The following is a 15500-nucleotide window of genomic DNA, read 5'->3' as shown; positions in this document are numbered from 1 at the left end:
CAGCCCGGGGCCTGGGAAGGCTCTGGGCGCAATGGGCCCATCGGCGGCACGAATCCGTGCGCAATTCCTTCATTTCCGTTCGATTCGGTCGAAATAGCGGCCAGCTTGAGCCATGGGTTCGTTCGTCGGTTTGCGCGCCTCCGGCTTTCGGAAACCGCGGACGGCCTGACGAAGGGGCTTAAGCGCATAAATATCCGGTCGGGGAGTGGATTAGTTCTCGGACGCCCCCGGTCAACCCCTTGCTCGCGGGGGGTGCAGGCTTCAATCTAGAGCCCGGCCGGTTGTTACGTTTCGAGAGGATTTCCATGGTCACCACCACACAAGTGCCGGTTGGCACCGTCAGCAGCCTGAAGGGCAATGTCAGCGTCACCCCCGCCAACGGCGGACCGGCCCGCCCTCTGCAGGTCGGCGATGTCATCCACCCTGGTGACCGCATCATCTCGGCCGCAGGTGCCCAGATCCAGGTGACGGACACCCAGGGCGCCCTGTGGACCCCTCGTGACATCGCCGCGCACAACGCGCAGGCCGAAGCACTGCTGGCCGAGCAGAAGGCCGATGCCACCTCCGCGAAGACCAAGGCGGCCGCCACGGTGCTCCCCGGTGACAACATCGACGATGTGATCGCCGCAGTGAACAATGGCAATGCGGACGATGCCACCGCGGCCGGTCTGGCCGGTGGCGGCGGCGGCAGCACGCTGGGCGAGGGCCTGCGCGTGGACCGCGTCAACGAAGGTGTCAACCCGCAGGAGTTCACCTACGGCACCGATGACCGAACCCAAGCCCAAGCCGTGCAAGCCGCCGAGCCGCCGCAAGATGCCAATGACGCCCCCGTCATCACGGACACGCCGACCGATCCCGACCGCCCCACGACCAGCTTCGACCCGAACACCGGAAACTACCAGGTCACGACGCCCGAAGACACGCCGGTGTCCGGCCAAGTCAAAGCCACTGACGCCGATGGCGACCCGCTGACCTATGCCCTGGGCGGCACCGCGCCGGCTCATGGCACCGTGGTCGTCAATGCCGACGGCACCTGGACCTACACACCCGGCAAGGACTACAACGGCGCAGACAGCTTCACCGTGCTGGTGTCGGACGGCAGGGGCGGCACGGCCACGTCCACCGTCTCCATCGGCGTGACGCCGGTCAATGACCCACCCGTCATCACCGACGACCCGACCAACCCGAACTTCCCGGGCACCACCTTCGACCCGACCACCGGAGACTACAAGGTCACCACGCCCGAGGACACGTCCGTGTCGGGCCAGGTCAAGGCCACCGACGTCGATGGCGACACACTGACCTATACGCTGGGCAAGACTTCCCCCGAGCACGGCACCGTGGTCGTCAACGCCGATGGCACCTGGACCTACACGCCATCCAAGGACTACAACGGCTCCGACGTCTTCACCGTGCTCGTGTCCGACGGCAACGGGGGCACTGCCACGTCCACCGTCAACATCGGCGTCACGCCGGTGAACGATCCGCCCAAGCCCGAAGACCCGGACAACCCGACGTTCGATCCGGCCACCGGCAACTACAACGTCACCACCGACGAAGACACCCCCGTCTCCGGCCAAGTCAAAGCCACCGATGCCGACGGTGACACGCTGACCTACACCCTGGGCAAGACCTCGCCCGCACATGGCACCGTGGTCGTCAACGCCGATGGCACCTGGACCTACACGCCATCCAAGGACTACAACGGCTCCGACGTCTTCACCGTGCTCGTGTCCGACGGCAACGGGGGCACTGCCACGTCCACCGTCAACATCGGCGTCACGCCGGTGAACGATCCGCCCAAGCCCGAAGACCCGGACAACCCGACGTTCGATCCGGCCACCGGCAACTACAACGTCACCACCGACGAAGACACCCCCGTCTCCGGCCAAGTCAAAGCCACCGATGCCGACGGTGACACGCTGACCTACACCCTGGGCAAGACCTCGCCCGCACATGGCACCGTGGTCGTCAACGCCGATGGCACCTGGACCTACACGCCATCCAAGGACTACAACGGCTCCGACGTCTTCACCGTCACCGTCTCCGACGGCCATGGCGGCACCGCCACCTCCACCGTCAATGTTGGCATCAATCCGGTGAACGACCCTCCCGTGCTCACCGACCCGAACGTGCCGGGCCAGGACTTCGACCCGACAACGAACACCTACAAGGTCACCACCTCTGAGGACGCAACGGTGGTGGGCAAGGTGGCCGCCACGGACGTAGACGGCGACACGCTGACCTTCACCAAGGGCAATGATCCGACCCATGGCACCGTGGAGGTCGCGGCCGACGGCAGCTACACCTACACGCCGGGCAAGGACTACAGTGGCAGCGACAGCTTCACCGTGGTGGTGGACGATGGCCACGGCGGCAAGGTCAGCTCTACGGTGACAGTGAACATCGCCCCGGTGGCCGACATCCCGGTGGTCACCGTGTCGCTCGGCAATGCCAGTGCCGACGTGGTGGCGATCACCAAGGACAATGCCACGGCCACAGACCTTGGCTTCAAGGTCACGGCCACCAATTTCGACGGATCCGTCGGCACGGTCAGCACGGTGAACGGTATCAATGTGGCCGGTTTCGGCGTGGCTGGCAGCGTCTCCGCAGACACTGGCAACGATGGCGAACCACCCGAGTTGGGACACGACCGCGCCACGCAGACATCCGAGAAGCTGTCCATTGCCTTGGACCACCCGGCCAGCAGCGCCACGGTCCAGTTCTCATGGCTGTCGCCGACGGAGCATGCCGCCTACACCCTGTACGACGCCAGCGGCAATGTCATCGGCAGCGGCGTGGTCACCGGGATCACCGACCAGATCGACCCCGCGATCACGCTCAAGGCAGACAACGGGGCCTCGATCAGCCGCATCGACTTCACGGCACCGGGGTCTCACGACGACTACATCATCAACAACGTCACCTACGTTGCGAGCGAGAGCATCCCGATCACCGTGACGGCAACGCCGACCGACATCGATCATTCCGAGCATGTGAGTGCGTTGGTGATCTCCGTTCCCAGCGATGCCACGCTGTCGGTGGGAACGAAGAACGCGGACGGTACCTGGACGCTGCCGCTGTCGAGCAGCGGTGACTACCAGGTGTCGGTGGATCCGGTCACCCATGCCGTCACACTCACCGGCCTGGTCATGACACTGCCCAGCGACCACGTGGGGGATGTCAAGGTCACCGTCACGGCCACCGTGTACGACACTGTCTCCAGCGTGACCGCCCAAGGCAGCGGTTCAGCGGAGAACAACGTGCCGGTGCTCACCGATCCGGACGTGCCCGGCCAGAGTTTCGACCCGACCACAGGCAACTACAAGGCAGCGACACCCGAAGACACCCCCGTGTCCGGCCGGGTCAAGGCCACTGACGCCGATGGCGACACACTGACCTACACCCTGGGCGGCACCTCGCCAGCCCACGGCACCGTCGTTGTCAACACCGATGGCACCTGGACCTACACGCCTGCCAAGGACTACAACGGCTCCGATGTCTTCACCGTGCTGGTCAATGACGGCCATGGCGGCAAGGCCACGTCCACGATCACCATCGGCGTGACGCCAGTCAATGACCCACCCGTCATCACCGACACGCCGACCGACCCCAACCATCCCGGCACCACCTACGACCCGACCACTGGCAACTACAAGGCCACGACGCCCGAGGACACCGCCGTCTCCGGTCAGGTCAAGGCCACCGACGTCGATGGCGACACGCTGACCTACACCTTGGGCAGCACCAAGCCGGCGCATGGCACCGTGGTCGTCAATGCCGACGGCACCTGGACCTACACCCCGTCCAAGGACTACAACGGCAACGACAGCTTCACCGTGCTGGTCGATGACGGCCATGGCGGCACCGCCACATCCACCGTGAAGATCGGTGTGACGCCGGTCAACGACAACCCGACGCCTCAAGATCCGAACAACCCGAACTTCGACCCGACCACCGGCACCTACAGCGTCACCACGCCTGAAGACACGCCCGTCAAGGGCCAGGTCAAGGCCACCGACGTGGACGGCGACACGCTCACCTTCAAGCTCGGCAGCACCACCCCGACACACGGCACCGTGGTCGTCAATGCCGACGGCACCTGGACCTACACGCCGAACAAGGACTACAACGGCAACGACAGCTTCACCGTGCTGGTCGATGACGGCCATGGCGGCACCGCCACATCCACCGTGAAGATCGGTGTGACGCCGGTCAACGACAACCCGACGCCTCAAGATCCGAACAACCCGAACTTCGACCCGACCACCGGCACCTACAGCGTCACCACGCCTGAAGACACGCCCGTCAAGGGCCAGGTCAAGGCCACCGACGTGGACGGCGACACGCTCACCTTCAAGCTGGGCAGCACCACCCCGACGCACGGCACCGTGGTCGTCAATGCCGACGGCACCTGGACCTACACCCCGTCCAAGGACTACAACGGCAACGACAGCTTCACCGTGCTGGTCGATGACGGCCATGGCGGCACCGCCACCTCCACCGTGAAGATCGGTGTGACGCCGGTCAACGATCCGCCCGTCATCACTGATACGCCTACCGACCCCAACCGCCCGGGCACCAGCTACGACCCGGCCACCGGCAACTACAAGGCCATCACGCCTGAAGACACGCCCGTCTCCGGCCAGGTCAAGGCCACCGATGCCGATGGCGACGTGCTGACCTACGCCCTGGGCGGCACCAGCCCGGCCCATGGCACGGTCGTCGTCAACGCCAACGGCACCTGGACCTACACCCCGGCCAAGGACTACAACGGCTCCGACGTCTTCACCGTGCTGGTGAGCGACGGTCAGGGCGGCACCGCCACGTCCACGGTCACCATCGGCGTGACACCGGCGAACGACCCGCCCAAGCCCGAAGACCCGACCGATCCGAACTTTGACCCCGTCACAGGCACCTACAGCGTCACCACGCCTGAAGACACGCCCGTCAAGGGCCAGGTCAAGGCCACCGATGCCGATGGCGATCCGCTGACCTACACCTTGGGCGGCACAACCCCAGCGCACGGCACGGTGGTCGTCAACACGGACGGCACCTGGACCTACACCCCCGGCAAGGACTACAACGGCTCCGACGTCTTCACCGTCTCCATCAGCGACGGCCATGGCGGCACCGCCACCTCGACCGTCAAGGTCGGTGTCACGCCCGTCAACGACAACCCGACGGCCACCCCCGACCACGTCACCGTGGCCGAGGACAGCATCGTCACGTTCGACCCACGCACCAACGACAGCGATGTGGATGGCGACAGCCTGAGCATCACCGCTGTCAATGGCAGCCCCATCAGCACCACGACCCCCGTGGTCCTGCCCGAAGGCACGATCAGCCTCAATGGCAACGGCACGCTCACCTTCACCCCGGCGCCCAACTACAACGGCACCCTGTCGCTGAGCTACACCCTCTCCGATGGCCACGGCGGCACCGCCCAGGCACCCATCACCATCGATGTCACCCCGGTGGACGATGTGGCCATGGTCGGCTCCGGCTCGGCCAGCCTGTCGGAAGAAGGCCTGTCCAACGGCATCGCCGACAGCACTGGCAGCCCCGACACCACCAATGCCACCTCCGCCTCGGGCAAGCTGTCCGTGACCGATGCAGACGGCGGCAACAACACCATCACGCTGTCCGGCCCGTCGGGCCTGACCAGCGGTGGTTCAACCATCACCTGGAGCGGCACCGGCACGGTGGACAACCCGCTGGTCGGCTCGGCCAGCGGCAAGACCATCATCACCGCCAGCATCGACAGCAACGGCAACTACCAGGTCAGCCTGCAAGGCCCGGTCGACCACGCCAACACCACCACGGAAGACGTGCGCAGCATCCAGCTGACGGTGCAGGCCAGCAATGGCGTGTCCACCTCGACCAGCACGCTCACGCTCAACGTCGAGGACGACTCGCCCGCCAGCGGCAACCAGACGCAGTACATCAGCCCCGCCACGCAGTCGACCAACGTGATGCTCGTGGTCGACGTGTCGGGCAGCATGGAGAATGCGCTGGCCGACAAGACGGTCAATGGCCTGAAGGCCACCATCAAGGGCCTGCTGGACCACTACGGCGAGCTGGGCGATGTGCGCGTGCAGATCGTCACCTTCTCCGACTCGGCCAGTGCCCGCGCCACCTGGATGACGCTGTCCGACGCCAAGACCTTCGTCGACAAGCTGAGCGCCAACGGCGGCACCAACTACGACGCGGCCCTGGCCTCGGCACAGACCGGTTTCAACGCCTCCGGCAAGCTGGCCGGTGCGGTGAACGTGTCCTACTTCTTCTCCGATGGTGAACCCACCAAGGGCCGTGAAGTGGACACCGGCAGCGACAAGACGAAGTGGGAAGCCTTCCTCAAGGCCAACGACATCGACAGCTATGCCATGGGCATCAACGGTGCCAGCTCGTCGAACCTCAAGTACCTGGAGCCGATCGCCTACAACGGTGCCAGCGAGACCGAGCGCCCAGCCGTCATCCTGACCAGCAACACCGCGGTCAAGACCTACCTGGACAACAGCGTGGTCACCGTGGAGCACGGCAGCCTGTCCGGCCTGGCCGGTGCCGATGGTCTGAAGGCTGTCACGGCCTTCTCGGCCACCAACCAGACCTCGTCCACCTATGACGCCGCCACCGGCATCCAGACCATCACGCTCAGCTCCGGCAGCCGCATCGAGCTGAACCTGGCCACGGGTGAGTACACCTACACCCGCCCGGCCGGCAACACCGGTGACACCTTCAGCTACACCATCGTCGACAAGGACGGCGACAAGGGCAGCGGCACGCTCACCCTGACGACCGTCAATCACGCACCTGAAGGCACCGACGGCACCGTCAGCCTGGCAGAAGACACCACCTACCACCTGCAGGTGTCGGACTTCGGCTTCAAGGACAGCGATACCGGTGACCGCCTCAGCGTGGTGCGCATCGACACGCTGCCCACCGACGGCCAGCTCTCGCTCAACGGCAAGGCCGTGGTGGCCGGCCAGGTCATCGCCGCCTCGGACATCGGCTCGCTGGTGTTCAAGCCCGATGCCAACGAGAACGGCAGCACCTACGCCAAGATGACCTTCTCGGTCGCCGACCGCGCAGGGGTCTACGACACCACGCCCAACACGCTGACCTTCAACGTCACGCCGGTGAACGACGCGCCGCTCGCCCGCATCGCCTCGCACGGCGGCCTGCTGGGCCTGGTGGATGTCTCGGTCGATCCGATCCTGAACTTCAGCAGCCACCAGCACCTGGGCGTCTACGATGTGGACAACAACCTCACCCGCATCGACCTGTCGGTCAAGAACCTGCTGTCGGTGGGCGGCCTGGCCAACGACATCCTGGGGCTGATCGGCCTGGGTGGCGACCACAGCAAGCTCACCATCGACACGGCCCTGGCCCAGAGCTATGGCTTCAACATCAGCGGCAATGACACGCGCCACATCGTGATCACCTCGGCCACGGCCGGCGGCACGGTGGACTACGCCCTGGTCAACAAGCTGCTGGCCACGCTGGTGTACGACCCGGCCGAGCTGCTGGGCGTGTCGGCCGACCTGCTGCCCACCATGACCATCAAGGCCACCGACGCCTACGGCCTGTCCAGCACGGACACCGCCTCGGCCGGCCTGATCTCGGTGCACGTGGACACCATCCAGGACGTGCTCGACACCAAGGTCGATGTGTCCTTGAGTGCCACGGTCGATTCGGCCGTGACGCTGACCCACGACGCCTTGACCGGTGAGTTCACGCACGCCATCGACGTGGGCTTGAGCGTGTCGACCCCGCTGACGCTGACCGGTCACTCGGCCTCGTCGGACGTGTTCGCCTGGAGCCTGTCCGACCAGGGCACCGCCACGGCCAGCACGGGCACCAACGGCACGACCGTGGGCGTCACGCACGCGGTGGACACCATCGTCGATTTCGACACCGTGGCCCGCTCTGCCGGTGGCGACGTGCTCGACCTGCGCGACCTGCTGAGCGGCGAGCACACCGTCGGTGGCACGGGCAACCTGAGCCAGTTCCTGGACTTCGACACCACCAGCCAGCCCGGCTCGACGGTCGTCCACGTCAGCACCACGGGCGGCTTCACAGCCGGCTACGATGCCAAGGCGGAAGACCAGACCATCGTGCTGCAAAACGTGAACCTGCGCGGTGACCTGGGCCTGGGTGCCTCGGCCAGCGACAACCAGGTGATCGCCGAGCTGATGACCCGCGGCAAGCTGCTGGTGGACAACCACTGATCGGCAGCGCCCAATAAAAAGCCCGCCATCCGGCGGGCTTTTTTCATGGTCAGGCTGTTTGGAGAAGCCGGCCTGCTCAAGCCAGCCTGCAGGGCCACTAGGCCAGCTTCACCGCCGGGCCGGTCACCCCATCCACACCGCAAGGCCACAGCGCCCCGATGTCTTCGGCATCGCCCACCCCCTCGGCGTAAACGTTCAGGCCCAGGCTGCGCAACATGCTCACCGTGCCGCTGACGAAGGCCTTGCGGGCCAGGTCATGCGCCACGCCCTGCACCACCGAGGCATCGAGTTTCACGTAGTCCAGCCCTGCCTCGAACAGGAACTCGATGCGCGTCAGGCGCTCGCCGGCATGTTCCAGCCCAATGCGCACGCCCAGCGGCCTGAGCTGCTTGCACAGCTCGCGCACCAGCTCGAAGCGGTCAAGGGCGGCGCTCTCGGCCACCTCCAGCCACAGCGCATTGGCCGCCTGGGGCGCGGCCAGCAGATGGGCGCGCAGACGCGGCACGAAGCCGCTGTCGCTCAGCGATGCGGGCGACAGGTTCACGCCACGCGGGATGCCATCCTGGGCGATCTGCTCCAGGGCCATCAGCACGGCCTGCTCGTCGATCTGCGACATCAGGCCGCAGCGCAGTGCCATGGGCAGCCACACCGCCGCGGCCTCGTAGGTGCCGCCCGGATCGAGCTGCAGGCGCATCGGGCACTCGTGGTGCACCAGGCGGCCATCGCGGTCGACCACCGGGAAGCGCACCAGTTGGACGCGGCGGCCGGCCAGGGCCGAGTTCAAGCGGCGGCGCCATTCGTCTTCGCCCATGGTGGGCACCGCGCGGGCCGCGCTCAGATCGGCGGTCTCAACCGAGAAGTTGCCACGGCTTTCCGCACGGGCCAGTGCCGAGTCGGCCGAGGCCAGCACCTGGGCCATGGGCATGCCACGCAGCCAGGGCGTTGCGCCGACCACGGCTTGGCCGTTGATGGCCTGCTCGGAGAACATGCGCTTGAGCGCATCGGCCAGGTACTCGGGCTGAGGCAGTGGGGTGTCGCTCTCGCTCAGGCTCACGGCGAAGTCGCCACCATTCAGTCGCCCCAGGGCCACGCCAGGGATGCCGTGGGTCACCTCCAGCAGCAACTGGGCCAGGCGCTGCAGCAAGGCATCGGTCTGGCGGTGGCCCAGATTGCGGTTCACACCGGCCAGGTCCATCAGGCGCACCAGGTAGAGCACGCCACTGGCCGGCCCATCCTCGCTGGACAGCGAGGCCTGCAACTGTCCCATGAAGTGCTTGCGGTGCGACAGGCCCGTCAAGGTGTCGCAATGGGCCTGCTGGCGCAACTGCTCCACCTGCGTGGCCTGCTCTTCGAACAGGAACTTCAGGCGCGAGACCACCATGTTCATGGCCTGGCTCAGGCGGGCCAGCTCGGGCACGCGCGGCTCTTCGACGGTGATGAAGCGGCGCTCCATCAGCGCCTGGGCCTGGCCCACGGTGGCGTCCAGCGGACGGCGGATGCCCCTCACGCCCAGCGAGGCCAGCAGCCCGGCCAGACCGCCCAGCACGGCCAGCCACATGGCGGTCTTCAGGCTGCCGTCCCAGAGCTGGTCATAGGCAAAGCCCGAGTGGCTGATGACCTCGACCGAACCCAGTGCCCGCCAGCCATCCGTCACCTGGGCCACCCCGGGCGTGGAGTCGATCGACACGAAGCCGACGAACCAGGCGGGGGCATGCCCCAGGCCGGCCCGGGCATCGGCTTCGTGGTTGGAGATGACATGCCCGGCCGGATCCTTGAGCACGATCTGCTTGTAGAACCCCGTGTCGAACTGGGCCGACACCGCCAGGTCCATCAGCGACATGTCGCCTCTTTGCTGCGACAGGCTCAACGCCAACGACTGCGCGTTGTCCGCATTCTTGAGCCTCAACTGGGTTTCGAGATAGCCTCGCGCAGACGCCATCCAGACGCCGAAGCTGCCCAGGAACGCCATCAACAAGGTCACTGCAAGCAACAGCCAGATCTGACGAATCAGCGACATAGCGCCTCCTGCCAAAGCATCTTTTTCACCACCATCCTTCGGCCTTGGCTTTGCTCAGTATGTCCCGCCAGCGCGACAGGCGCGCCACCGGGTCCCCCGCAGACGACCCACCAACGCCCTGCCACAAGCCTTCGGCATTGAAGCTGAACACCGGTGCCAAGTCAGGCCGCCGCGAAGCCGGACGAATGTCCGTGATCAGGTTGTCGAGAATCAGAGGCTCGGCCGTGGGTTCTGGGTAGTAGGCCAACACCATGTGCGCCTGCACCCCCCCGCCCAGCTGGGCCCTGACATAGACCATTCTCATCTTGGCAGGCGCCACGCCCATTGAGATCAAGGAGAAATACTTGGCAATGGCGTAATCCTCGCAATCGCCCTGCCCCTTGTTGAGCAACTCCAGCGGGCTGGCCCAGTAATCGACCATGCCCCAGGCATCGCGGTCATCTCGGAACTGCACCGTGCGGTTGAAGAAGTTGTTGATGGCCTTGAGTTTCTCGTCCTCTGGACCATTGCCCACGGCTTCCATCTCCTGCACCAGCGCCTGGGTACGCTGCACGGCGGCAGGGCTGAAACGCTGGGCCGACTGCAGCAGCTTGGACGAGTCCAGAGCGTTGCCATGCAGCAACAGACACAGCAGGGCCACCACGCCCAAGGCTTGGCCATGGCGCCAAAGCAGCCGGCTTTTCAACAGCCTGATCAAGCGCTCGCACATGCCCAGGGCCACGCGCATACCGGCCTTTTGGGCCGTGTACCACGTAGCGCTCAGCATGGGCCATGAGGGCATGCGCATCAGCAGTCGGCGTTTCCGGACAAGGCCAAAAGGGTCATCGTCGTGTCATCGGCCGACGGCCGGTGAACTTGACCTCCGCGCCTGGCTGCCCCAGGCTGGCACCGCTCATTTGCCGGTCCCCCTGATCCGGCGTCCCCCCAATGTACAAATTGATGCAAGAATCTATAAGTTTTTATGAATAAGGGGCATCCCGAGGTGTCAGTTGTCGCCCTGACTCGTCCATGTTGTCCGATCGCCGGAGGCTAAAACCGTGACCAAGATCCATTTTCGCAACGCCCTGACGGCCACCACGCTGGCCGTGCTGTGCCTGGCCGCTGAAGCGCAAACGCAGCAAGTGCCCGCTGCCAACAGCCTGGCTGCTGCTGCCCAGAAGGCCATCGCCAACAACCCGGAAGTGACGGCGCGTTTCAATGCCCTGCGTGCTTCTGCCAACGAGGTCGATGTGGCCCGCGGCGGTTACCTGCCCCAGGTCAACCTGTCTGCCGACGCCGGCCGTGCCTACAATCGGTACGACACGCGCACACCTGACGAAGGTCGCTCCTTCAATAAATCCGGCGTCGCCTTGAGTGTCAACCAGGTGCTGTGGGACGGCGCAGCCGTCCGGACCGAGGTCGAGCGCCTGGGCCATGCCCGCCTGACCCGCTATTTCGAATTCCTGAGCGCATCCGAAGACACCGCGCTCGAAGCAGCACGCGCCTACATCGACGTGCAGCGTTACCGCCGCCTGGTCTCGCTGGCCGAAGACAACTACGTTCAGCACAAGTACGTGTTCGACCAACTGGCTTCCAAGGTCAAGGCCGGTGTCGGTCGCGGCGTCGACTCCGAGCAGGCCAATGCCCGCCTGGCCCTGGCCGATTCCAACCTGACCACCGAAATCGCCAACCTGCACGACGTGGCGTCGCGCTACCTGCGGGTGGTCGGTGAATCGCCCGCACCTCAACTGGCCGCCCTCGGCCCAGGCGTGCTGGACCGTGGCGTTCCCGCCAGCAACGCCGATGCCGTGGCCCGCGCGCTGGCAGGCAACACCGCTGTGAGCGCCGCCATCGAGAACCTGCGCTCCGTGGAATCCCAGGCCGCTGGCCGCAAGAGCGCCTTCCAGCCGAAGGTTGAAGCCCGTGCCCGCGCCGCTGGCGGCAACAACCTCGACGGCAACCTCGACCAGAGCCGCAACGCCGCTGCCGAGATCGTGCTGAACTGGAACCTGTACAACGGCGGCTCCGACCAGGCCCGCGTGCGCCAGTACGCCGACCTGATCAACCAGGCCGCCGACCAGCGCGACAAGGCTTGCCGCGACGTGCGCCAGACGGTGGCCATCGCCCACAACGACATCCGCAAGCTGCAGGATCAGCTGGCCGCCCTGGACCGCAACGTGCTGGCCATCGAGAAGGCCCGTGACGCCTACCGCCAACAGTTCGACATCGGCCAGCGCAGCCTGCTGGACCTGCTGAACGCCGAGAACGAGCTCTACACCGCCAAGCGCGCTTACGCCAACGCCGAAGGTGATCTGCAGCTGGCCTACGCCCGCACGCAAGCCGCCACGAACGGCCTGGTGTCCACCCTGGGCCTGAGCCGCAACGACGACGGCACTGGCCAACTGGCGTCCAACTGGCAGGCCGCCGACGACGCCGCCCAGCGCTGCCCCGCCACCACCGTGGCCGTCAGCTCGGCCACCAAGGAAGAGCTGGACGCCCGTGCCCGCCGCCTGGTGGCCCCGGCCACCGCCGAAGCCGTGCCCACCCCGGCCGTGACGCCCCAGCCCGTGGCGCCCGCTGCCGCCGTGCAGACGGTGGAGCAGCGCCTGCGTGACTGGGTTGCCACCTGGATGGCCAAGGACGTGGACAAGTACATGACCTTCTACGCCAAGGACTTCGCCCCGGCCCGCATGTCGTCGGCCAAGTGGATCACCGAGCGCCGCCGCCTGGTCGGCAAGAAGGGCCCGATCGAGATCCGCGTCGAAGACGTGAAGGCCCAGGCCCAAGGCCCGTATGTGGTGACGTCCTTCAAGCAGGTCTACGTATCGCAGGACTTCGAGGACACCACCCTGAAGACGCTGACCTGGCGCCCGATCAACGGCGAGTGGGTGATCTTCAAGGAAAGCAACCGCTGATCTTGCCCACCTGACCACACGATCGTGTGGTTCGTTGCGAAAAGCGCCCCCAGGGGCGCTTTTTCACTGGCGCACGCGGTCCCTGACCTGTACATTGGTATGCATGGTCACATTCCGCGACGCCTGCATCGGCGTGTGGTGTCTGAGCTGGCACCCCGCGACGGATGATGTCCGCCTGGAAACCCTCTCGGCGGTGCTGCGCAACAACCGCGTGGCCTGGCCCGGCCACCACAAGGCGGTGCTGGCGATCTTCGGGCACCAAGGTGGCGACGTGCTGGCCCTGCACGATGAAGACAGCGACGAGCACCATGGCCTGGCCCCCGAACATGCCTGCAGCACCTTCCGGCTGCAGCGGCAGATGGGCCTGACACCGGCCTTCTACCCCGTGACGATCGAGAGCGCAGAGCGCTGGCACTGGCTGATGACGGCCTGATCAAGCGCCGGCCTCAGGCGTTCCGGCTCATCCGTTGGCCTGCGGATTCCATGCCCATTGCCGGGTGGGCCTCGGCACAGACTGAATCGAATGTTAAATTCGAAACGAACCCCACATTTCTGACCCGCTTTGGCCTGTCATGGCCCAAGGCGCGCTTGCCCTCGCGCTTGAAAGGACCCTCCCCCAGATGCACCATGAACTCAGCCTGATCACCACCCTGGCGGTGGGCTTCGGCCTGGCCCTGATCTTCGGTTTCATCGCCACCCATCTGAAGATGCCCGCTCTGGTGGGCTACCTCTTCGCCGGGATCGTGATCGGACCGACCACGCCCGGCTACGTGGCCGACATGGACATCGCGAGCCAGTTGGCCGAGATCGGGGTGATGCTGCTGATGTTCGGCGTGGGGCTGCACTTCTCGCTGGGGGATCTGCTGTCGGTGCGCCGGATTGCCCTGCCGGGTGCCGCCCTGCAGATGGTGGTCGCCACGGCGCTGGGCATGGGGGTGGCCATGTGGGGCTGGGGTTGGCCCATGGGCGGCGCCCTGGTCTTCGGGCTGGCCTTGTCGGTGGCCAGCACCGTGGTGCTGCTGAAGGCACTGGAAAGCCGCGGCGTGCTCGATTCTGTCAATGGCCGCATCGCCGTGGGCTGGCTGGTGGTCGAGGACCTGGCCATGGTGCTGGTGCTGGTGCTGCTGCCACCGCTGGCCGGCTGGCTGGGTGCCCCCCAAGCCAATCCAGATGCCGCACCCGGCAGCCTGCTGGCCACGCTGGCAGGCACGCTGGCGCGGGTGGCGGCCTTCGTGGCCATCATGCTGGTGGTCGGCCGGCGCTTCTTTCCGTGGGTGCTGTGGCAGGTCACACGGACCGGTTCTCGCGAGCTGTTCACGCTGTGCGTGGTCGCCGCGGCCGTGAGCATCGCCTACGGATCTTCCAAGCTGTTCGGCGTGTCTTTCGCGCTGGGGGCCTTCTTCGCCGGCATGGTGCTGCGTGAATCGCAGTTCAGCCATCGCGCTGCTGAAGAAACCCTGCCCTTGCGCGATGCCTTCGCCGTGCTGTTCTTCGTCTCGGTGGGCATGCTGTTCAACCCGCATGTGCTGGTGGACAAACCGCTGCACGTGCTGGCGGTGGTGGCCATCATCGTGGTGGGCAAGTCGCTGGCGGCCGCGGGCCTGGTGCTGGCCTTCCGCTACCCGCTCAACACCGCGCTCACGGTCTCGGCCAGCCTGGCCCAGATCGGTGAGTTCTCCTTCATCCTGGCCGGCCTGGGCATGAGCTTGAAGCTGCTGCCAGCCGAGGGCAACAGCCTGATCCTGGCCGGTGCGCTGATCTCCATCGCCATCAACCCGCTGCTGTTCGGGGCGATCGAGCCCATCCAGAACTGGATCCGGCAACGCTCACCGCTGGCCCGCCTGTTTGAGCGCCCGGACGACCCGCTGGCCGAGCTGCCCATGAGCACCGACCGCAAGTACCTGTCCAAGCAGGTGGTGCTGGTCGGCTATGGCCGGGTCGGCAAGCGCGTGGCCCAGGCCCTGACCGAACAAGGCATCCCCTTCGTGGTCGCCGATGAGAACCGCGAGGCCGTCGAGCAATTGCGTGCATCTGGCACCCCGGCCGTCACGGGCAACGCATCCGATCCTGGCGTGCTGATCCAGGCGCACATTGCCGAGGCACGCATGCTGGTGATCGCCACGGCCCAGCCCCATGCGGTGCGGCAGATGATCGAGACGGCGCGCACCCTGAACCCGGACATCGAGGTGGTGGTGCGCAGCCACAACGAACACGAGGCCGAGTTGCTGGCCCGCGAGGCCGGCAGCGTCGTGTTCCTGGGCGAGCAGGAACTGGCGCGATCGATGGTGCGGCATGTTCTGTCCAGGGTGGTGCCTGCGGTGCAGGGCGCGACGCATTGAGAGTGGCCCGAGCCCCTGC

Annotated in this window: 6 protein-coding genes; 4 read left to right on the top strand and 2 right to left on the bottom strand. The window is 66.1% G+C overall.

Features of this window, described 5'->3' with window-relative positions:
- The first annotated feature begins 305 nt into the window (after positions 1 to 305).
- Positions 306 to 8231 (top strand): tandem-95 repeat protein, encoded by a 7926-nt coding sequence (locus EIP75_RS11880; RefSeq protein WP_125243481.1) that lies wholly within the window; start codon positions 306 to 308, stop codon positions 8229 to 8231.
- Positions 8232 to 8328: 97 nt separating this feature from the next.
- Here the strand turns inward: EIP75_RS11880 and EIP75_RS11875 are convergent, their stop codons facing one another.
- Positions 8329 to 10248, bottom strand: a complete 1920-nt coding sequence (locus EIP75_RS11875; RefSeq protein ID WP_125243480.1) for a bifunctional diguanylate cyclase/phosphodiesterase — start codon at positions 10246 to 10248, stop codon at positions 8329 to 8331.
- 25 nt (positions 10249 to 10273) lie between these two features.
- Positions 10274 to 11029 carry a transglutaminase-like cysteine peptidase gene (locus EIP75_RS11870; protein WP_233584816.1) on the bottom strand — a complete coding sequence of 252 codons (756 nt, stop codon included), beginning with the start codon at positions 11027 to 11029 and terminating at the stop codon, positions 10274 to 10276.
- Between the two features lie 256 nt (positions 11030 to 11285).
- On the opposite strand from EIP75_RS11870, the gene EIP75_RS11865 reads away from it, so the two are divergent.
- The 3 genes from EIP75_RS11865 (at position 11286) to EIP75_RS11855 (ending at position 15481) form a co-directional block, all read left to right on the top strand.
- Positions 11286 to 13142 (top strand): TolC family outer membrane protein, encoded by a 1857-nt coding sequence (locus EIP75_RS11865; protein WP_233584815.1) that lies wholly within the window; start codon positions 11286 to 11288, stop codon positions 13140 to 13142.
- A gap of 103 nt (positions 13143 to 13245) precedes the next feature.
- Entirely contained in the window at positions 13246 to 13575 is a 330-nt protein-coding gene (locus EIP75_RS11860) for a hypothetical protein (RefSeq protein ID WP_125243479.1), read from the top strand.
- Between the two features lie 187 nt (positions 13576 to 13762).
- The gene (locus EIP75_RS11855; protein ID WP_125243478.1) at positions 13763 to 15481 is read left to right on the top strand and encodes a cation:proton antiporter domain-containing protein; all 1719 of its coding nucleotides are present in this window, start codon (positions 13763 to 13765) and stop codon (positions 15479 to 15481) included.
- Positions 15482 to 15500 lie beyond the last annotated feature (19 nt).

The sequence above is a fragment of the Aquabacterium soli genome, assembly GCF_003933735.1.
Lineage (GTDB): Bacteria > Pseudomonadota > Gammaproteobacteria > Burkholderiales > Burkholderiaceae_C > Aquabacterium > Aquabacterium soli.
The sequence above is the reverse complement of the archived record's forward strand: the minus strand, read 5'-3'. Positions and strand labels throughout refer to the sequence as shown.